The following is a 19,095-nucleotide window of genomic DNA, read 5'->3' as shown; positions in this document are numbered from 1 at the left end:
GTTCAGTACCCTTCGTACCCGTAGCGCTCGTTGCGCCCCATGAAGACCATCTCGACCAAGCCGTAGCCGACCTTGCCCTCGGTCTCGATTCGGCAGAAGGTCTCGCTGAGCATGCTCGCTTGCTTCAGGTCCTTGGTATCGGTGAGGTCTGCGACGAAGCTGTCGCTCCAGTCCTCGCCCTTCCAGATGCCGGACGCGTAGCCACGATAGAAGTCGTATCCCGCGATGCCCGGCCAGAAGTCGGAGACGGGGGTGATGGTGAATTCCCGAGTCTTGCCCGCGGCGTCCACGATGGTGAATTTGCCGCCACTGACAATGCGGAAGTCGTCGCGGAAGGTCAGATCGTGCCCGGCGTCGCGCACCGGCTGCGGCTGCGCATCGGAACCGAGCAGCGCGAGCACGGTGCCCTCGAAGTGCCAGCGGTGCCCCTCGGGTGTCTCGCGCTGCGCGAAATGCACCAGCTCGTCCTCGAATTGGAAGATGCCCATGTAGTAGAGGACACCGTCCGGAATCTCACTGGGCTGCAGCATCCCGCCGCCCTCATTGATGGCTCCGCCGCCACCGCCGTGCCGGGTGCCCCACGAGTGATCGCGACCGAACCACCAGGTCTCGGGATCGATCTCGATGCGCTCGCCCTCGACCACCAACCAGCCGGAAATGCGGCCGTTCTGGTAGTAGCGACGGGCGTCCTCACGCACGCGGCCGCGGGTGCGGAAGAAGGCCGGCTCCTGCTCGTAAGCCGGGAACTGCGCGTCGAACTCGAGCTGCAGCTCGATGCCGTGCTCATTGTCCGCCAGGGTGGCGCGTACCTTGTGCAGCGGCTCGACGATCTCGTAGGTGAACGGCCCGACCTGCCAGGAGCCGAGCCCGTCGTAACGGCCGTCGATCTGCCGGGACATGCGCATCACGTGCGCCTTGTCGCCGATGGTGATCATCGCGTAGGCGTCGATGAGATTGCGGTTGGGATAGCGCGCCATACCGGTCATCACACTCACCCGGCCGGTGGTGTCGAAGCCGTACATCACCACGCGCTCGGTCCAACGCAGATCGCTCTGCTGGACGTGGTCGAAGGTGGTGGGCAGCTGGTGGCAGAGCAGTTCGTCCTGTGGCGTCAACATCGACGGGTACCTCTCGGTGCGTGTGGCCGCGGCCACATAATTAGAATACGGGTCGTAGCGTATTTGAAACAGGTTCTAGATGTAACCTCATTCGCAGATTTTCTTTTTCGACCCGATGGGAGAGTTCCGGTGAGCGCACCCCCGCGGCCCCGCTCCGGCCCGGGTCGCCCGCGCGACCCGCAACTGGACGCGCAGGTGCTCAGCGCCACACAGGAACTGCTGGTCAGTGCGGGTTATCAGGCCACCACCATTGCCGCGGTCGCACGCCGGGCGGGCGTGGTCACCACCTCGATCTACCGCCGCTGGCCGAGCAAGCGGGCGCTGGTGGAGGACGCCATCTTCGCCCTGGACGAGTTCAACCACCCCGATCCGAGCGGCGATCTGCGCGCGGACCTGCTGGCCTGGACCCGCCTTTTCCTGGCCGCTTCCGCTCATCCGGCGGCCCGCTCGGCCATACCGGGCCTGCTCTCGGAGTATCACAACGACCACGACAGCTACCGCCGCCTGCTCGACCGCGGCGAGCTGCCCACCCGCGCAGCACTGCAAGAGTTGCTGACCATCGCCGCGGACTCGGGCCAGGCCGCGCCCGACTGTGATGCCGACGCGGTGTTCGAACTACTGCGCGGTGCGACCCTGTTCCGGGCGCTCACACACGGCACCGATGATGCCGACGCATTCTGCGCGCAGATCGCCGACGCCCTGCTCGCGGTGGCCACGACTACGACGTCGCGCTCCTGAGGCCCGCCCGCCCGGCCATCGCTGTCTGACCACGAAGACTTCCGTTACGCCCGGGTCAGCCCCTCGGCACGAAATATGAATTGACATGTGCCGGAGACAATTTCGTCGTCGCGGGACGGTCAGCTGGGTGGACATTTCCACAACGCAATTCGCCGTTATCCGGATCGGTGGTGTGGTCGGCGGCCTGGTTGACTCCCGGCGATCCCCTCGCCATCGCCGCGGCGCTCGGCTCATCGGCGCTGCTCCTGCTCGTCTGCAACTGTCTGCAGAACAATCCACGCCGCCCTGGATCGGATCAGACCGCCGTAACGTCCGCGACCGTGAATGACCGCAGTCAACGATCCGCACGGCAGCGCAGCCGTGTCCACGCCGTCGCCGCAGCAGTCGCGCTGTCCTGCGCCGCAATTTCCATTGCGACGCCGGCCGCGGCGGCCCCCGACTTTCAACCCGCCCGAGCGGTCGAAGCCACGTACTACCAGGCGGGTCCGCATCCGGTGGCCGCGCGGACCAGTACCGACTGCTGCACCTCGACCGGCGATGCCTACGACATCTGGTACCCGGCGGACCTCGGCGCGAGCGCGACCCGCTACCCGATCATCACTTGGGGAGACGGCACGGACGCGCATCCGGTTCAGTATGCCTACCTGCTCTCGCACCTGGCCTCCTGGGGTTTCGTGGTGATCGCCCCGAATCTGACCAGTACCGGCACCGGTACCCAGATGCTCGACGCGGTGACCTATCTGACCGAGCAGAACCGGGATCCGGCCAGCGTCTTCTACGGCAAGGTGAATACCGAGTCGGTCGGCGCCATGGGTCATTCCCAAGGCGGATTGGGTGCACTCAACGCGCTCGCCCGTTCCGGGGGCGCCATAGAGACCGCGGTCCCCATCGAGATGCCGTTCCAGGCTCTCTGCAACACCCTGCCGGTGGTGCCCGACGGCAGCTGTGTCGACACCTCCACCCTGGCCTCGGGCTCGGTGCTGATCGTCAGTGGCACCGCGGACCCCATCGCCCCGTCGTATCAGATTGCGCCGCAGCAGCAGATCGGCCAGCAGTCCATGCAGGGCTACTACGATGCGCTGCCCGCGTCACTGCCCAAGGCCAAGGCGGCTTTGAAAGACGCCAACCACAACGACATTCAGGGCCAGCCCGGATGCACGAACTACGGGTGCACCGCCGGTGTGGGCGGCTACCTCGGCTACCTCACCGCGTGGTTCATGGATCGACTGCGCGGTGACTCCCACGCCCACAGCGCATTCGTCGCCGGGACCGGCGAACTGCTGCACAACGCGCACTGGGCCGATCAGGCCAGCAACATCACGAACTGAACGACGACAAGGACTTTCACATGGGCGACCGCATCGAGGAACTGCTGGCAAAGCTCGACCTGCCGCGGAAACTACGATTGATCTCCGGAGCGAGCTTGTTCCGACTGGCGGGTGATCCCGCCATCGGACTCACCGAAGAACCAGCGCCTGCGGGGCGGTGACTGGTCGGCGCATGAACACCGCTCAGCATTCGGCACATCGCCGAGTACCTGCTCGACGTGCCTGCCGCACCCCGAGTAGCCCGGCTTGCCACACTTCCGGCAGACGATTCGTTGACACATTGTGTTGTTTCCTTTCTCCGTTCGGTGAAGCTGTGGCCGACCTACCGCGCTTGGTCCGCGGTTGCATCGCGCAAGGTTCGGTATCCGCCGTCGAGGTTGACCGCGTCGCGCCCGAGCTGGGTGAGCAACCGGGTTGCGGTGTTGCCGCGCTGCCCCACCTGGCAGAAGACCAGGATCGGACCGTCCACGATCTCGGACGCTCGATCACGCAGTTCGTCCAGGGGAATGTTGCATGCGCCGGGGATGGAGCCGGCGGCGAACTCCTCGGGCGAACGCACGTCGACCAGGTGTGATCCCATCGCGATCGCCTCGTCGATTTCATGCCACTGCACCGTACGGATCGCGCCGGTGCGTAGGTTGTCGGCCATGTAGCCGAGCATGTTCACCGGGTCCTTGGCCGAGCCGAACTGCGGCGCGTAGGCCAGTTCCAGGTCGATCAACCGGGAGGCCGGGAGACCGCCGGCCATGGCGGTGGCCAGCACGTCGATGCGTTTGTCGACACCGTCTCCGCCCACCGCCTGCGCACCCAGGATCAGGTCGGTGTCCGGATCGACGAGCAGTTTCACCGATATGGCATGGGCACCCGGGTAGTAACCGGCGTGAGCGAGCGGATGCGAATGTAGAACGCGGAATGGACGACCGGCGGCGCGCAGCCGCTTTTCACTCCATCCGGTCATCGCCGCCGTCAGGTCGAAGACTCCAACGATCGCGGTGCCCCGCGCTGGCGGGTCGGTGACCGGCAGACCGGCGATCACGTCCGCAACCAATCTCCCCTGACGGTTGGCCGCATTGGCCAGCGGGACCAGGGTCGCATGCCCGGTCACCGCATCCCTCTTCTCCACCACGTCACCGACGGCGTAGATGTGGGGCGCCGAGGTGCGCAGCCGACCATCGACCACTATGCCACTGCCGGAACCGATTTCGAGACCGGCATCGCGAGCGAGCGCGCTTTCGGGGCGCACGCCGATTGCCATGATCACCAGCTCGGCTGGGACGACGCGCTGATCGGACAGGGTCACTGTGTGGGCGTCGATGCGAGTCACCTCCGCATCCAACTCCACCTGGACACCGTGCTGGCGCATCTCGGCGGCGACGGGTCCCGCCATCTCGACATCCAGCGGTGACAGCACCTGCAGAGCGCGTTCGACCACGGTGGTCGAAATCCCGCGTCGCACAAGATTATCGGCCATTTCAACGCCGATGAACCCCGCGCCGACGACCACTGCGGATCGCACGTCGGCCACGGCTGCGGTCAGACGGTCCACATCCGCGACATCCCGCAGCACCAAGGCGCGTTCGACTCCCGGCATCGGCGGCGCGATCACCACCGCACCCGTGCTCAGCACCAGTTCGTCGAAAGACTCGACATATTCGCGACCTGAGTCCAGCTCACGCACAGTGACGGTCCGGCCTTCAGGGTCGAGGGCGAGGACCTCGTGCCGCACTCGCACGTCCAGCCGGAACCGTGCCGCGAGCGACTCGGGCGTCTGCAACAGCAGCGATTCACGTTTCGGGATCACGCCGCCGACATAGTAGGGCAGACCGCAGTTCGCGAACGACACATGATCACCGCGCTCGACCACGATGATCTCCGCCGATTCCATCAGCCGCCGCAAACGGGTCGCCGCCGACATGCCACCGGCCACTCCACCGACGATCACAACTTTCATCTCGCACCTCTCAGCGGCCACGGCCTTTGTGCCGGATGCCACTCTTCACATTCAGATACCCCTGGGGGTATGTTCGATTCAAACGACTATATACCCCTGGGGGTATATGAAGGAGAATTGTGATGACCGACTCTTTGGCGGCTTCCCCGGCTCACGACGTCTCACCACCGACTGGATCCGGTGGGGTATTGGGCCAGCTCGGGGCAGTGATGGCGGGGCGCGCCCGCATCGTGTTCGGTGCGTGGCTGCTGGTATTGATCGTGCTCGGCGCCGCCGCGCCGAGTGTGTTCAACTCACTCGCAGGGGCCGGATGGCAGGCCAACGGCTCGGAATCGGTGCGCGTGCGCGAGCTGGCACAGCAGCACTTCGGCGGTAACTCCTCGGCAGCGGTGCAGGTGGTCGTACATTCCGACACCGCACCGATCGACAGCCCGCAGGTACAGCGCGTGCTCGGTGAGATCGCCGACGTCTTCGCCGGTGACTCACGTTTCGGCGAAGTGCTTGCGCCGCAACCAGGAATGTCGGTCAGCGCGGACGGGCATACCGGGATTCTCACAGCGGGCGCGAACGCCTCCACCGATGACATGGTCAAGGCCGTCGACGAGCACAAGGGCGCGCTGACCGCCTTGTCCGGCAACGGTGTCGAGGTCTATCCCACCGGCGCGTCGGCGCTGTGGAGCGACTTCAACAAGGCCGATCACGACGCCATGATCAAGGCCGAAATGTTCTCCTGGCCGGTCACTTTGGCCATTATGGTGCTGGCGTTCGGGTCGCTGGTCGCCGCCGGGCTGCCGTTGCTGCTCACCCTGGCAGGACTGGTCGCTTCGGCCGGCGGGCTGGTGCTACTCAACCAGATCACGCCGATCTCGGTGTGGGCAATGAACTTTGCGATGATGTTCGCCCTGGCATTGGGCATCGACTACGCACTGTTCATCGTCGCCCGCTTCCGCGACGCACTCATCACCTCGACCAACGCCAAGGCGGCAGTAGCAGAAACCATGGACACCGCGGGCAAAGCCGTTGTGCTGTCCGGGCTTACCGTCCTGGTCAGCCTGTCCGCAGTGCTGATCGTGCCCGCGCCCGCGGTGCGGACCATGGCCGTCGGCATCATGTTCGCGGTCGCCTTCGTCCTGGCCGCCACCATGACCCTGCTTCCGGCCGCGCTGGGAGCGCTGGGCGGCAAGGTGAACGCCGGCGCGCTGCCGCACGCCAAACGCCAGCAGCACCACTCCCCCCGCTTCGCGGCCTGGGGCCGATTGCTACACGCACATCCGTGGCCGTTCGCGATCGCCGCGCTGATCGCATTGATCGGTCTGTCGATCCCGGTGTTCGGGCTGAAGGTCGCGATGCCCTCGATCCAGGTCGTCCCTACCGACGCGCCGGTGCGCCAAGGCTATGAACTCGTGCAGGCTCAGATGGGCGAGGGCGCGCCCGGCATGCTGCAGATCATCGCCCCCGCCGGTGAAGCCGAACAGGTCGCCGCGACCGCCAATACGGTGGACGGGATCAGCATGGTCACCCCGGCCCGAACCGCAATCGACAGTAGCGGTTTGGTGATGATGCAGGCGGTACCGAACGTCGATCCCTCCGACGCGCGAATGGGCGAAATCCTCGACGACCTGCGCCAGGCGTTGCCGTCTGCCGCACTGGTCGGCGGCGCGCCCGCGGAGAATCTGGACCTGCAGCAGGCGCTCGACGACTACCTGCCGATCATCGTAGGAATCATTCTGGTATTGGGTTTCGTGCTGCTACTGCTCGCCCTGCAAGCCCCGCTGATCGCCGCCTTGGGCACCATGGTCAGCCTGCTGTCCACCGCAGCGGCCTTCGGTGTGGCGAAGCTGATCTTCCAAGACGGCCACGGCGCAAATCTGCTCGGCTTCACCCCGCAGGGCTTCCTCGATGGCTGGGGCCCGGTGTTCTTCTTCGCCATGATCTTCGCCATCGCCATGGACTACACCGTGTTCCTGCTGGCCACTGCCAAGGAACACTACGAACATTCCGGCGACCCCAAGACCGCACAGATCGACGGAATGGCCCGCTCCGGACGGGTTATCTTCGCCGCGGCCGCGGTCATGGTGGCGGTGTTCTTCACTTTCGCTCTCGCCGATCCGCTGCCACCCAAGGAAATGGGCATCATCCTCGGCGTGGCGGTCCTGCTCGACGCCTTCGCTGTCCGGCTGGTACTGCTGCCGGTACTGCTGCGCCTGACCGGACACGGGGCCTGGTGGTCACCGGGCTGGCTACGCAAGGTACTGCCGACGATCAGCTTCGCCCACCACTGAAATCACAGCTGTGGGCACAGCGCGAGCCGGACCAGCAGTATACCCCCAGGGGTATACTCTAATGAGGTCATCAAGGAAGGAAATCCACCATGGTCGGCAACGAAGAGACTATCGCCCAGGTACTCAACCGCCTGCGCCGCGCTCATGGCCAGCTCGCCGGCGTGATCTCCATGATCGAACAAGGCCGCGACTGCAAGGACGTCGTAACTCAGCTCGCCGCTGTCTCCCGCGCCCTAGACCGCGCAGGCTTCAAGATCGTCGCTACCGGCCTGCGCGAATGCCTCACCGGCGACACAGCCGACGGCTCCGAACCCATGACCGAGGCCGAACTCGAGAAACTCTTCCTCGCTCTCGCCTGAACACCAGAAAGCACAGGATTCAGAGCCCATGGACGACGCGGTCCGGTGCCCCGCCAAGACCGCCCCTTCCAGGGGCAGAGGCCTCGAATGCCCGCCAGCGCCGCGATTCCCGGTCCGTACACGACGGCCTTGGCACACTGAAACCGCTAGCGACCCGGGCTAGGTCAGGGGTCAGGCTCTATGGCGGCGTCTGCCGGTCAGGCGACGTTTCGCGCTGCTTCGGTTATGAGCACTTCGGCTGTTGCTCGTGCGTGCGCCCAGGGCGCCGGATCATTGAGGGAGGTGGACCGTGCGGCCGCACCCTCGTAAAGGACAGCGAGCTGGTTGCCCAGTAGCTGAGGGTCCGCGGCGCCGGCTTGTCGGGCGAGTTCGGTGAGTCCGTCGATGTAGTTCCGCTTGTGCGCGTGGACGATGTCTTGAACACCGGGCATGGCCTCGGCAGCCTCGACTGCCGCGTTGTGGAACGGGCAGCCGCGCATCAGCGAGTCTGCGGCGTTAGGGCTGTCGAACAAAGCGAGCAGCCGCGCCCGAGGATTCGCGTCGGAGCCTTCGGGTGGCGCGTCCGCGAGGTTGCCCGCCGCTTGCCGGAGCATGCGCAGATACTCCTCGACCAACGCGGCCTTACTCGGGAAGTGTTGGTAGAGAGTTCTTTTCGACACCGATGCCTTGGCCGAAATCAGTTCGACGCCGGTGGCGTTGATGCCCTCGTTGTAGAACAGCTCCGCAGCTGCGTTCAAGATGCGTTGACGCGCACCGCGCCCTCCTCGACGGGGTGACGCCTGGGTACTGGTGAGCGAAGCCATGCGCTAAGTATACCGATCTGTTTACAAGTTGGACGATCACGGGTACGGTCATACTCGAAAGTACACCAATCGGTTTACAACCGGAGGAAGACATGGCTGGTGTGAGCGGCACCTTGTACAAAGATGCGCCGACGAAATCCGTGCAGGTCGGTACCACGCGGTTCGCCTATCGGGAGCTGGGTCTCGATACCGGCGTACCGGTGATCTTCTTGAATCATCTAGCGGCAAACTTGGACAACTGGGATCCCCGAGTGGTCGACGGTATTGCGGCGAAGCACCGCGTGATCACCTTCGACAACCGCGGCGTCGGCGCGTCAGAAGGCACGACACCGGACTCGATCGAAGCGATGGCACGAGATGCCGTCGCGTTTATCCGCGCATTGGGCTTCGATCAGGTCGACCTTTTGGGGCTGTCGATGGGAGGCTTCATAGCGCAGGTGATCGCTCGCGAAGAGCCGCAACTGATTCGGAAGTTCATCCTCGCGGGGACGGGTCCGGCGGGAGGTGCAGGCATCGTCAACGTGACCTCAGTGACCTACCGCGACACATTCAAGGCGGTGGCCACTTTCAAGGATCCGAAAGAGAATCTGTTCTTCACCAAAACCGCACACGGCAAGTCGGAGGCTCGCGCGTTCGTGAAACGGCTGAAGGAACGCAGCGTCGACCGCGACAAGGCGATCGCACTGCGCGCATTCCGCACTCAGCTGAAGGCCATCCATGCGTGGGGCGTTCAGGAGCCATCCGACCTGAGCCGCATCCAACACCCCGTCCTGGTGGCCAACGGTGACGACGATCGAATGGTGCCCACCAGTAACTCATTCGACTTGGCACAACGCATCCCGAATGCGACGCTGCGGATCTACCAGGACGCTGGACATGGCGGCATCTTCCAATACCACGACAGGTTCGTCGGAGAGGCACTCGAATTCCTGGCTTCCTGAGACCGGCGCACGCCGAATAGGAGATCGCCTGTATGTTCACCGAATTCACCACCCACGACATCGAGGTCGAGGGTGTCCGCATCCACGCACGGGTGGGCGGTGAGGGGCCACCGGTGCTGCTGCTGCACGGCTACCCCCAGACCCATGTGATGTGGCGTGACGTGGCAGCGGCGTTGACCGAGTCGCACACCGTCGTCGTCTCCGACCTACGTGGGTACGGCGACTCGGGAAAGCCTGCCTCCGAAACCGATCATTCGTCGTACAGCAAACGCGCGATGGCCGCGGACCAGGTCGGGTTGATGACAGCCTTAGGGCACAACCGATTCGCGATCGTCGGTCACGACCGCGGCGCCCGAGTCGCCCACCGACTCTGCCTCGACCACCCCGAACGCGTCGATCGAGCCGCGGTCCTCGACATCGCCCCCACCCGACATGTTTTCGCAAACGTGGACCGAGCCTTGGCCACCGTCTACGACCACTGGTTCTTCCTCGCCGAGGAACCCGACCTGCCCGAAGTCCTCATCGGCGGCGCACCCGAGTATTTCGTGCGCCGAAAGCTCGATCAATGGTCCGGCCCGGGTGCGGTATTCGACGGACAGGCGATATCGGAGTACGTGCGCTGCTTCAGCGATCCCGAGGCGATCCGGGCGAGCTGCGAGGACTACCGCGCTGCGGCCTCCATCGATCTCGAACACGACGAAGTCGACGCCGCGGCAGGCCGTCGCATCACCTGCGCACTGCTGGTCCTATGGGGCGCACACGGCTTTGTCGGAACTCACTATGACGTGCTCGAAGTATGGCGTCGATACGCCGACGACATCCGCGGCCACGGTTTGGACTGCGGGCATTTCGTCCCGGAGGAAGCCCCCGAGCAGACCATCGGCGCATTGCGCGATTTCCTGGCGAACTAGCGGGAGCCCGTCACCGGTGCCGTCCCCGCCACGCGGGCACATCTGGATAACGAGCGCGAAACCGACCGTGACCTTCGGCGGTGTCGCCGAAGGTCACGGTCCGATCCTGGTGTTGCCCAAGGCACGACGAGCGTTCGATGACAATCCATCCGCACGAAGAACCGCTGGGCACCATCCGCACCCCACAAGGATCGCGGAGCGGCGGCTCGGCGTTCTACGCTCGCCGAAGTCGCGGGTTTGTTTCCGCCACACTCAGGCGTTGACGTCTACGACCGTCCTTCCGCGCACAGCGCCGGTCAGGACCTGTTGGGCCACCGTCGCTGCCTGATCGAGCGGAACCGTGGTCGTCATCTCCTCGAGCAGACGCACGTCGAGATGCTCGGCGAGCAACTCCCATGCGGCGTTTCGGCTGCTACTGGGGGCGTTGACAGAGTCGATCCCGGCCAGGGTCACGCCTCGAAGGATGAACGGCGCGACCGAGCCCGGAAGATCGAGCCCTTGGGCGAGGCCACAATTCGCCACGGCCCCGCCGTAACGGATCTGACTGAGGACGTTCACCAGCGTATGGCTGCCGACAACGTCGACGCCGCCGGCCCATCGCTCGGATCCGAGTGCCGCCTGGACAGGTTCGGCAAGATCCTCGCGCGGGATGATCTCTGCGGCGCCCAGGTTCTGCAGGTAGTCCTTCTCGCCCAGGCGCCCGGTGGACGCGTGAACCTCGAACCCGAGCGCGGCAAGCAGCGCGATCGCCACAGAACCCACACCGCCAGCAGCTCCGGTGACCACGACGGGCCCAGCATTCGGCGTCAATCCGTGGCGTTGCAGCGCCATGACGCTGAGGGCCGCCGTGTAGCCGGCTGTCCCAATCGCCATCGCCTGCCAGGTCGTGAATCGCGGCGGAATTCTGGTGATCCATGCCGCCGGCACCCGTGCGCGGGTGGCGAACCCGCCATTGTGGTCGACCGCAAGTCCCCATCCGTTGACAGCGACAGAATCGCCCGGGGTGAAGCCTGACTCAACCGTCGCCTCGACAACGGTGCCCGCCAGGTCGATGCCCGCGACGATCGGGAATCGTTCGACAACCGGCACGGCGCCGGTCACACCCAGGCCGTCCTTGAAGTTCACTGCCGAGTAGTCGACCGCGATCGTCACATCACCCGCACCGATCTCACCGTCGGGAATCTCGGTGAGCTCCGCGCGCTGTCCGGCGTCGTCCTTCAGGATTTGTACTGCCCTCATCTTGTCTCCTACGAATTGTCGTCAATTCCAACTGTTCTTACGAACGCCCGCTGAGGTCTCCGGCCACTGCCGACCCGCACAGCGACGGGCCTCAGTAGCGCACCGAACCAGCTATCCGGACACCAGGGCGTTCGAGCGAACCTGGTTGTGTGGCAGGGTGTTACGACTCCGCTACACCGGATCAGGCCAGGCAGAATCCCGCGTCGATCTTGAACTCGAGCCCCGTGACGAAACGAGCTTCGTCCGATACGAGGAACAGCACCGCATTGGCGACATCCTCGGCATCGACCCAGGGTGTCGGCATCGGATTGAGAGTTGCGAAGACCTCTGCGGCCTGCTCACGAGCCGGGCTCTCGATATCGGGTACGAAGAGCTTGTACATGGCGTCGTTCTGCACCATGAGCGTGTCAGCGATGCTGGGGTTGACGGTGTTGACCCGAATCTTGTCCGCGGCGAGCTCGAGAGACATGGACCTCATGAGCCCGATGACCCCTGACTTCGCGGCGACGTAGTGCGGCAGATTCGGCATGGCCCGAATGCCGACCGCGGAGCTGGTCAGCACAATCGCCCCACCTACGCCGCCCGCCCGGATGTGCGGGATCGAGGCCTTGGCGGCATGGAATACGCCGGTGAGGTTCACATCGATCATGTCCTGCCAGCTCTGCTCGGGCATCGCCTCGGTCGGGGCAGCCGACAGGATCCCGGCGTTTGCCACAGCGATATCGAGGCGCCCGAACTCGGCGACCCCGTCCGACACGGCGGCATCGAGAGCCGAGAAGTCCCGGACATCCGCTCGGCGCGCCACGATCCTCCGCCCCAGACCCTCGACCTGTCTGACCGTCTCCTTCAGGTCTTCCTCGCTCGCGAGCGCATATGGCACCGAGTCGATCGGCGCACACAGGTCGACGGCGATGATGTCGGCCCCTTCCGATGCCAACCGCACCGCGTGCGCCCGGCCTTGTCCCCGCCCAGCCCCGGTGACGAAGGCAACTTTGCCCTCAACTCGTCCAGTCATGATCAATTTCCTCAGTTCTTGTTGTTGAAGCCGGCGTCGACCGACAACGTCGTGCCGGTGACGTAGCGGCCGTCGTCGGATACCAGGTAGAGCACCGCGTTGCTGACGTCCTGCACCGAGATGAGACCGACCGGCATTGCGTTCGTGACATGTGGAACGAGCTGCGGGTTCTGCTCGAGGAATGCCTCGATCGAGGGGGTCGCGATCATGGGCGTTTCCACGCCCGTCGGATTTACCGTGTTCACCCGGATCGAGTGGGCTGCAAGGTTGTTGGCATACGAGCGCATCAGCCCGACCATGCCGTGTTTGGAGGCGACGTACGCCAACGCTCCTCGGGACGGGCCAAGTATCCCGCGCAAACCCGCGGTGGAGCTGGTCAATACGATGGCGCCGCCCTGACCGCGCTCGATCATCGAAGGCACGGCGGTCTCGAGCGTGTTGAGAACGCCGGTGAGGTTGGTGTCGATCGTGTCCTGCCAGGCCTCGTGCGGTTCGTCGGTGGCGAAGAGAGCGACACCGGCGTTTGCGATCACGATGTCCACCGGGCCGATCTCCGCGACACCCGCGTGGAACGCCTCCGCGAGTTGTTGCTCGTCTCGCACATCGGCCTCGACGGTCACGACACGCCTGCCGAGGGCTTCCACCGCCTTCCTGGTTTCGGCGAGGTCCTCCGACGTCGCCAAGTCGTAGCGCGCCGACGCAAGCTGCTTGCAGATGTCGAGGGCGATGATGTCCGCGCCTTCCTCGGCGAGCCGCAGCGCATGGCTGCGGCCCTGCCCCCGAGCGGCTCCGGTGATGAAGGCGACTTTGCCCGCAACGCGTCCAGACATGATGAGTACCCCTTTGTACTGGTTCCTGATTTTTGATATTGGCGTCGACCGATAGCGCGTCGATGCCTTTCGTTTTCGGATCGGCGCCTATTCGGCGCCGGATCGGATGGCTGCGCGTTATCAGTCGAACGCGCGCACCGCAGTGGCAAAAGCACCACGAAGGTGTTCCAGCACGCTCGGATCCTCGATCGTCGGCGGGATCTGCACCGGCACACCATTCGCCAGGTCGCGCAAACTGCGGCGGAGGATCTTTCCGGAGCGAGTCTTGGGGAGCTGGTCCACAACGAACGCGCGGCGGAAGGACGCGACAGCGCCGATCCGATCGCGAACCATTTCGACCAGTTCGCGCCGCACGGTGTCCACGTCGCGGCTCACCCCAGCCTTCAGCACCACCAAGCCCATCGGCGACTCCCCCTTCAAGGGGTCGGTCACGCCGATCACCGCACATTCCGCGACGTCTGGATGCGCAGCCAGCACCTCCTCCATCGCACCGGTGGAGAGCCGGTGTCCGGCTACATTGATGATGTCGTCGACGCGGCCGAGGACCCATACGTCGCCGTCCTCGTCGATGTGTCCCGCATCGCCCGTGCGGTACCAACCAGGAAATTTGTCCAGGTACGACGCGCGGAAACCCGCGTCGTCGCCCCACAGCGTCGGCGCGGCGCCGGGCGGTAGCGGCAAACGGAGGGCGAGATTGCCCGTCTCGCCGACTGGCAGTGCGACACCATCGTCGCCCAGCGCAGCCACCTCGAATCCCGGACTGGGCCTGCCGCCCGAACCTGGCTTGAAGGGCGTCAGCTCCGCCCCTCGGAACCGCGCCGTTATGGGCCAGCCGGTTTCCGTTTGCCACCAGTTGTCGATGACCGGCCGGTCGATCCGCGATTGCAGCCACGTTGCCGTCGCCGGGTCGCACCGCTCGCCCGCCAGGAACACCGCCCGCAGCGACGAGATGTCGTGTCGACCCAGCATGTCGAGCTCCGGGTCCAGTCGCCTGATCGCCCGTATAGCGGTGGGGGCGGTGAACAGGACATTGACACGGTGCCGGGCGATCACGCGCCAGAAGGCGCCCGCATCCGGGGTCGCGACCGGCTTGCCCTCGTACATCACCGATGTCAGACCGGCCAGCAGCGGCGCGTAGACGATGTAGGAATGTCCGACGACCCAGCCCACATCCGACGCCGCCCACAACACATCACCGGCGGCCAGCCCGAAGATCGCCGGGATGGATGCGGAAAGTGCCACCGCGTGGCCGCCGTTGTCGCGGACGATGCCCTTCGGTCGTCCTGTTGTGCCCGAGGTGTGCAGGATATAGAGCGGGTCCGAGGCCTCGACCGGCACCGAATCGTGCGGGCTCGCTGCCTTTTCCGCCGCCAGCAGGTCATGGTCGCGGCCGGGCTCGAGCTCGGCGAGCGCCTGGGGGCGTTGCAGCACAAAGCAAGCCTCGGGACGGTGTCGAGACTGCGCCAGTGCGGCGTCCAGTACCGGCTTGTACTCCACCACTCGGCCCGGTTCCAGCCCGCACGATGCCGCGATGATCGCCCGTGGCTCGGTGGCATCGATTCGTCCCGCGAGCTCGGCGGCCGCGAAGCCGCCGAACACCACGGAGTGGATCGCTCCCAACCTTGCGCAAGCCAGCATCGCGATCGCGGCCTCGGGAATCATCGGCATGTAGATGACGACCCGATCGCCGCGGCGCACGCCCACAGAGGCGAGGGCTCCGGATACCTTCGCGACACGATCGCGCAGCTCACGGTAGGTGTGTGTGACGACCTCACCGGTCATCGCACTATCCCAGACCAGTGCGGGCCGATCGCCCGCACCAGCGTCGACGTGCCGATCGAGACAGTTGTAGCTCGTGTTCAGCCGGGCATCGGGAAACCAGCGGCCGTAGGGGCCGATGTTCTCGTCGAATACCGCGGTCCAAGGCGCTTCCCAATCGATGCGGGACGCCTGCCTTGCCCAATAGCCCATCGCATCGTCACGCCAGGCGCTGTAGAGGCCCTCGTAGCTCGTCATCGTGTTCCTTCCAGAGACACCCGGGGCGCGGACAGCCGCGCCCGTCTGGGCAGATCACGAGTGGGCGAGGAACCGCTCGACCTGGGCGGCCACGGCTTCCGGGTGCTGTTGATGCGGCGCGTGGCCGGCCTGCGGATAAACGGCCAGCTGTACGTCGGGCAGCTCCCGATAGAGCAACCACTGGTTCTTGACCGGGAAGAACGGGTCGGTGTCCCCGTCGATGACGAGTGTCGGCTGGCGAAGCTCCCCCAGCCTGGCGTAGTGGCCGGTCTTGCCGCCCATGAATTCCATGATCAAACCAGCCATCACCTGAATGACTTCCGGCGTGACGACTGGTTCACGGTCGGCCCGCAATGCGTTGCGATCGATGTAGGCCTGGGTCTCGATGTCACGACCCTCCGCGAAGAAGAGATAGCGGACGTCGTCGAAGGAGTACTCGGGAGTGAGCGCGATGCCGAAGACGATGTCGGTGTGCGGGTCGGTCTCCGGATTGCCGCCCGGGCCCGTCCCGATCACGACAACCTTGCGCACCAATACCGGTTCCTGGATCGCGATGGCCTGCGCGACGAAGCCCCCCATCGAGAATCCCAACACATCCACTACGTCGTGGCCCAGAGCCCGCACGAACGAAGCTGCATTGCGGGCCTTCTCGTCCACGCTGGTCGCCGGTGATCCGGTCGACGAGCCGACCGCTGCGTCACTGAACAGAATCACATGCCGGTGCTCGGCCACGGCGTCGACGAAGGCGGGGTCCCAGTCGTCGAGGGTTCCCCGGAAGCGGTGCAGGAAAACGAGCGGGGTCGCATCCACCGGCTGGTCCGGACCCAGCTCCCGGTACGCGTAGCGGACGTCGCCGACCTCGGCATACTTGGTTTCGATCTCCACGGAGCGGTACTGCTGAACGGCTCGGTCGGTTACCGGAGAGCTCACTGTGTTCACCTCATCGCTTGACGGCTGGTAGCACACAGAATGTAACCCGCGTCACTACCATTATGCAAGTGACTACACTCATGAGAGTGACACGGTTGCTTTGTCAGCTCAGCGAAGGGTCAGGAAACACGCCGACTTCGTTCCTCGAGGGCCGCACGGAGCCGATCGTCGGCGGCCGGCCCCGGCAAGAACATCGAGTGCTCGTCATCGAGCGGATGCCCCGTCAAGCGGTCGATCAACAGCGGATCGACATCTTGTCCGGACTCACTGTCTACGAGACGAACATTGGGAGCCTCTGGGGGGAAGTAGTGGTTACCCCAGGCATACAGGGCAATCAGCACCGGACGGAACGCGTGGCCGGCCTCTGTCAGAACGTACTCGTCCCTCGGGGGGCGCTCGTTGTATCGACGCCGTTCCAGGAGACCCGCCTCGACGAGTGCGCCGAGCCGACGGGACAGGGAGTTCGGCGAGATACCGAGGCTCTTCTGAAACTGTTCGAACCGAGTGAGGCCATGCGTGGCGTCACGGAGGATCAGGATGCTCCACCACTCCCCGACGTGCTCCAGTGCCAGCGCAACCGGACAACTCATACCCTCGAAGCTCTTGTGTTCCATAATGGAAGTTTATGCCACCCCTGCTCGCGGGCCCCAAAGCAGACGGCAACACGCAACACCGTCTCATCCCCCGCACACCTGAACTGGCCGCTGACCTGCGCACCGACGGCAGGTTGGAGACTCGATACCGAAGACGCTCACGCGCGGATGAAACCCGCGCACGACTGCGAACCCGCTGGGGCGGCCGAAGTCTTGGAGTCCGACCGCGAGGCGCGAGTGCGTCGATCAAGCGGTGGAAATCATGCGGGTGCGCTCGGCACCGAGTGCCGCGTGCGCGATTTCCTGGCGAACTAGCGGGAGCCCATCAGGTTGTAGGCGTGCAGGAAGGATTGCAGCTCGTCGTCGCCCTCGACCGTGAGTGCGCCGGATTCTATGGCGTCGGCTGCATCGATCTCATCGTTCATCAGCGCGATAAGTGTCGAGATATCGGTATTCAGACAGACTTTGGGCAACGTCGGCGCCGTTCCCGGTCGCAAAATGACTCCATCCGCCGAGGGGCCTATCCACGCGGACTCGTCGCCGACGTTGAACTGCACGACGCCACCGAACCGATCGACGGCATCGGGGTCGGCACACGCCAATATCCCCTGGACCACCCATTCCGCGCGCGTCATATCCGCGGCGTCGAATGGTGCACCATGTCTGAACCCCCATGCCGCGAGCTGACCGAGCGCCGGGCGCAACTCTTCGCCGACGCCGGTGAGGGCATAAGCCGCGACCGGCGCCGGCGGCGCAAGCACCGTGCGCTCGATCAAGCCCGCCCCTTCGAGGCTCTTGAGACGACTGGCCAGCAGGTTGGTGCCGATGCCCGGCAGTCCCTCGGCCAGATCCCTGTATCTCCGTGGCCCCATACCCAGGTCACGCAGGATGAGAAGAGTCCATCGATCACCCAGGATGTCGAGCGCACGAGCTAGACCGCAGTTCTGGCCGTACGTGCGAGGTTGCATAACCATAGTATAGTAAATACTTCATTTTCATGTATTACGGCTGCTTGGCAGCCGACCGAACGTTCGCACCGCACCCAACGAAGCCTGGCCGCCGCTCCCGACTGAAACCGAATCGGGAGTGGCGGACGTTTTGGTCGAATGTCGTGAACCGCCGTCGCTGACGAAACGTGTTGTCACGCAGATCGACTCACAGGCAACGCCGAATAGCGGCTCAGTCCGCGAGGAAAGATTTGATTTCGGCCGTGAACTCCTCGAGGTACTGGAACAGGAATGCGTGGCCGGCGTCGCTGTACAGCACCAACTTGGCCGACGGCAGGTGTTCAACCGCGGAGTACGACGCGAAGGCGTGGATCATGACGTCGTGCATACCGTTGGCGTAGAGCACAGGTTGCCGGATGGTCGCGAGCCCCGCGACAACCTGCTCCCACGGGGTCGCCAACGCCGCGACGATTGCTTGGAGCTGCCCCATCGCGGCCGCCTCGCTGACTACCGGGGCGTCGGCCGGCATCGCGGCCGAGACCTTGTCGAAGTGTTCGAGCCCCAGCTTCCGAGCGCCTTCGGTTTCGGGATAGAACAGGTACAACATGTCATCGAGGTCGGCATCCGGCTTGGCCATGATTCCAAGGACCCGCTCGCTCATGGTCGGCATGTTGGGGGCGAGGCCCGATCCACTGCCCGCGACGATCAACTTGCGGACGAGATCGGGTCGGGTGAGCGTGACCGCCTGCGCGACGACACCACCGAAGGACCACCCGAGAAGGTCGACCTCGGTCAGCCCCAGCGCTTCGATGAATTCGATCGTGCCCGCGGTGAATCCCTCGACGGTGGTGAGGGCTTCACCGCCGGTGTATCCGATACCGATGTTGTCGAACAGGATGACGTCGCGCTCGGCGGCGAGGATGTCGAGAAACTCCGGATCCCACCAGTCGACGGTGGCACGGAAGCGGTGCACGAGCACGAGTGGAACTCCGCCGCGCGGGCCCATGCGGCGGTAGGTGAAACGACCCGACGCCGCATCGACATGCAGGTTCTCGGCGGTGTTGACAGGTGTGTAGGTACTCATCGTTCTCCTC

The 19,095-nt window shown here is 64.8% G+C and carries 18 protein-coding genes; 7 read left to right on the top strand and 11 right to left on the bottom strand.

Features of this window, described 5'->3' with window-relative positions; all coding sequences use genetic code 11:
- Positions 1 to 2 precede the first annotated feature (2 nt).
- Entirely contained in the window at positions 3 to 1,118 is a 1,116-nt protein-coding gene (locus OIE68_RS02065; RefSeq protein ID WP_327097688.1) for a hypothetical protein, read from the bottom strand.
- Positions 1,119 to 1,247: 129 nt separating this feature from the next.
- On the opposite strand from OIE68_RS02065, the gene OIE68_RS02060 reads away from it, so the two are divergent.
- From OIE68_RS02060 to OIE68_RS02050, 3 genes are all read left to right on the top strand, one after another.
- Positions 1,248 to 1,856, top strand: coding sequence for a TetR/AcrR family transcriptional regulator (locus OIE68_RS02060; RefSeq protein ID WP_327097687.1), 609 nt, complete (start codon positions 1,248 to 1,250; stop codon positions 1,854 to 1,856).
- A gap of 167 nt (positions 1,857 to 2,023) precedes the next feature.
- Positions 2,024 to 3,184, top strand: coding sequence for a chlorophyllase/cutinase-like alpha/beta fold protein (locus OIE68_RS02055; protein WP_327097686.1), 1,161 nt, complete (start codon positions 2,024 to 2,026; stop codon positions 3,182 to 3,184).
- Between the two features lie 20 nt (positions 3,185 to 3,204).
- The gene (locus OIE68_RS02050; RefSeq protein WP_327097685.1) at positions 3,205 to 3,345 is read left to right on the top strand and encodes a hypothetical protein; all 141 of its coding nucleotides are present in this window, start codon (positions 3,205 to 3,207) and stop codon (positions 3,343 to 3,345) included.
- Between the two features lie 161 nt (positions 3,346 to 3,506).
- Here the strand turns inward: OIE68_RS02050 and OIE68_RS02045 are convergent, their stop codons facing one another.
- The gene (locus OIE68_RS02045; RefSeq protein WP_327097684.1) at positions 3,507 to 5,135 is read right to left on the bottom strand and encodes an FAD-dependent oxidoreductase; all 1,629 of its coding nucleotides are present in this window, start codon (positions 5,133 to 5,135) and stop codon (positions 3,507 to 3,509) included.
- Between the two features lie 122 nt (positions 5,136 to 5,257).
- Here OIE68_RS02045 and OIE68_RS02040 point away from each other — a divergent pair, with 122 nt between their 5' ends.
- Entirely contained in the window at positions 5,258 to 7,417 is a 2,160-nt protein-coding gene (locus tag OIE68_RS02040) for an MMPL family transporter (protein WP_327097683.1), read from the top strand.
- A gap of 89 nt (positions 7,418 to 7,506) precedes the next feature.
- The gene (locus OIE68_RS02035) at positions 7,507 to 7,776 is read left to right on the top strand and encodes a metal-sensitive transcriptional regulator (protein WP_327097682.1); all 270 of its coding nucleotides are present in this window, start codon (positions 7,507 to 7,509) and stop codon (positions 7,774 to 7,776) included.
- A 197-nt stretch (positions 7,777 to 7,973) separates the two neighbouring features.
- Here the strand turns inward: OIE68_RS02035 and OIE68_RS02030 are convergent, their stop codons facing one another.
- Positions 7,974 to 8,579, bottom strand: a complete 606-nt coding sequence (locus OIE68_RS02030) for a helix-turn-helix domain-containing protein (RefSeq protein ID WP_327097681.1) — start codon at positions 8,577 to 8,579, stop codon at positions 7,974 to 7,976.
- 92 nt (positions 8,580 to 8,671) lie between these two features.
- On the opposite strand from OIE68_RS02030, the gene OIE68_RS02025 reads away from it, so the two are divergent.
- Both OIE68_RS02025 and OIE68_RS02020 read left to right on the top strand, forming a co-directional pair.
- Complete coding sequence (locus tag OIE68_RS02025; protein WP_327097680.1) at positions 8,672 to 9,520, top strand: alpha/beta hydrolase; 849 nt, start codon at positions 8,672 to 8,674, stop codon at positions 9,518 to 9,520.
- Between the two features lie 32 nt (positions 9,521 to 9,552).
- Positions 9,553 to 10,431, top strand: a complete 879-nt coding sequence (locus tag OIE68_RS02020) for an alpha/beta hydrolase (protein ID WP_327097679.1) — start codon at positions 9,553 to 9,555, stop codon at positions 10,429 to 10,431.
- A gap of 252 nt (positions 10,432 to 10,683) precedes the next feature.
- Here OIE68_RS02020 and OIE68_RS02015 read toward each other — a convergent pair whose 3' ends face one another.
- From OIE68_RS02015 to OIE68_RS01980, 8 genes are all read right to left on the bottom strand, one after another.
- On the bottom strand, positions 10,684 to 11,670 hold the full coding sequence (locus OIE68_RS02015) for an MDR family oxidoreductase (RefSeq protein WP_327097678.1): 987 nt from the start codon (positions 11,668 to 11,670) through the stop codon (positions 10,684 to 10,686).
- A 181-nt stretch (positions 11,671 to 11,851) separates the two neighbouring features.
- Entirely contained in the window at positions 11,852 to 12,685 is an 834-nt protein-coding gene (locus OIE68_RS02010) for a mycofactocin-coupled SDR family oxidoreductase (protein ID WP_327097677.1), read from the bottom strand.
- Positions 12,686 to 12,696: 11 nt separating this feature from the next.
- Positions 12,697 to 13,515 (bottom strand): mycofactocin-coupled SDR family oxidoreductase, encoded by an 819-nt coding sequence (locus tag OIE68_RS02005; RefSeq protein ID WP_327097676.1) that lies wholly within the window; start codon positions 13,513 to 13,515, stop codon positions 12,697 to 12,699.
- A gap of 120 nt (positions 13,516 to 13,635) precedes the next feature.
- Positions 13,636 to 15,531 carry an AMP-binding protein gene (locus OIE68_RS02000; protein ID WP_327097675.1) on the bottom strand — a complete coding sequence of 632 codons (1,896 nt, stop codon included), beginning with the start codon at positions 15,529 to 15,531 and terminating at the stop codon, positions 13,636 to 13,638.
- 54 nt (positions 15,532 to 15,585) lie between these two features.
- The gene (locus tag OIE68_RS01995) at positions 15,586 to 16,461 is read right to left on the bottom strand and encodes an alpha/beta hydrolase (RefSeq protein ID WP_327097674.1); all 876 of its coding nucleotides are present in this window, start codon (positions 16,459 to 16,461) and stop codon (positions 15,586 to 15,588) included.
- A 119-nt stretch (positions 16,462 to 16,580) separates the two neighbouring features.
- Positions 16,581 to 17,075, bottom strand: a complete 495-nt coding sequence (locus OIE68_RS01990) for a helix-turn-helix domain-containing protein (protein WP_327097673.1) — start codon at positions 17,073 to 17,075, stop codon at positions 16,581 to 16,583.
- Between the two features lie 290 nt (positions 17,076 to 17,365).
- On the bottom strand, positions 17,366 to 18,022 hold the full coding sequence (locus OIE68_RS01985; protein WP_327097672.1) for a helix-turn-helix domain-containing protein: 657 nt from the start codon (positions 18,020 to 18,022) through the stop codon (positions 17,366 to 17,368).
- Between the two features lie 211 nt (positions 18,023 to 18,233).
- On the bottom strand, positions 18,234 to 19,085 hold the full coding sequence (locus OIE68_RS01980) for an alpha/beta hydrolase (RefSeq protein WP_327097671.1): 852 nt from the start codon (positions 19,083 to 19,085) through the stop codon (positions 18,234 to 18,236).
- Positions 19,086 to 19,095: the final 10 nt, after the last annotated feature.

This window comes from Nocardia vinacea (genome assembly GCF_035920345.1).
Lineage (GTDB): Bacteria > Actinomycetota > Actinomycetes > Mycobacteriales > Mycobacteriaceae > Nocardia > Nocardia vinacea_A.
This window is presented reverse-complemented; position numbering and strand designations above follow the sequence as displayed.

Coding starts and splice junctions, on each gene's coding strand:
- OIE68_RS02020 (WP_327097679.1), top strand. CDS start 9,553: ATGTTCACCGAATTCACCACCCACGACATCGAGGTCGAGGGTGTCCGC.
- OIE68_RS01985 (WP_327097672.1), bottom strand. CDS start 18,022: ATGCAACCTCGCACGTACGGCCAGAACTGCGGTCTAGCTCGTGCGCTC.
- OIE68_RS02010 (WP_327097677.1), bottom strand. CDS start 12,685: ATGACTGGACGAGTTGAGGGCAAAGTTGCCTTCGTCACCGGGGCTGGG.
- OIE68_RS02030 (WP_327097681.1), bottom strand. CDS start 8,579: ATGGCTTCGCTCACCAGTACCCAGGCGTCACCCCGTCGAGGAGGGCGC.
- OIE68_RS02065 (WP_327097688.1), bottom strand. CDS start 1,118: ATGTTGACGCCACAGGACGAACTGCTCTGCCACCAGCTGCCCACCACC.
- OIE68_RS02040 (WP_327097683.1), top strand. CDS start 5,258: ATGACCGACTCTTTGGCGGCTTCCCCGGCTCACGACGTCTCACCACCG.
- OIE68_RS02005 (WP_327097676.1), bottom strand. CDS start 13,515: ATGTCTGGACGCGTTGCGGGCAAAGTCGCCTTCATCACCGGAGCCGCT.
- OIE68_RS02015 (WP_327097678.1), bottom strand. CDS start 11,670: ATGAGGGCAGTACAAATCCTGAAGGACGACGCCGGACAGCGCGCGGAG.
- OIE68_RS02025 (WP_327097680.1), top strand. CDS start 8,672: ATGGCTGGTGTGAGCGGCACCTTGTACAAAGATGCGCCGACGAAATCC.
- OIE68_RS01990 (WP_327097673.1), bottom strand. CDS start 17,075: ATGGAACACAAGAGCTTCGAGGGTATGAGTTGTCCGGTTGCGCTGGCA.
- OIE68_RS02050 (WP_327097685.1), top strand. CDS start 3,205: ATGGGCGACCGCATCGAGGAACTGCTGGCAAAGCTCGACCTGCCGCGG.
- OIE68_RS02000 (WP_327097675.1), bottom strand. CDS start 15,531: ATGACGAGCTACGAGGGCCTCTACAGCGCCTGGCGTGACGATGCGATG.
- OIE68_RS01980 (WP_327097671.1), bottom strand. CDS start 19,085: ATGAGTACCTACACACCTGTCAACACCGCCGAGAACCTGCATGTCGAT.
- OIE68_RS02035 (WP_327097682.1), top strand. CDS start 7,507: ATGGTCGGCAACGAAGAGACTATCGCCCAGGTACTCAACCGCCTGCGC.
- OIE68_RS02045 (WP_327097684.1), bottom strand. CDS start 5,135: ATGAAAGTTGTGATCGTCGGTGGAGTGGCCGGTGGCATGTCGGCGGCG.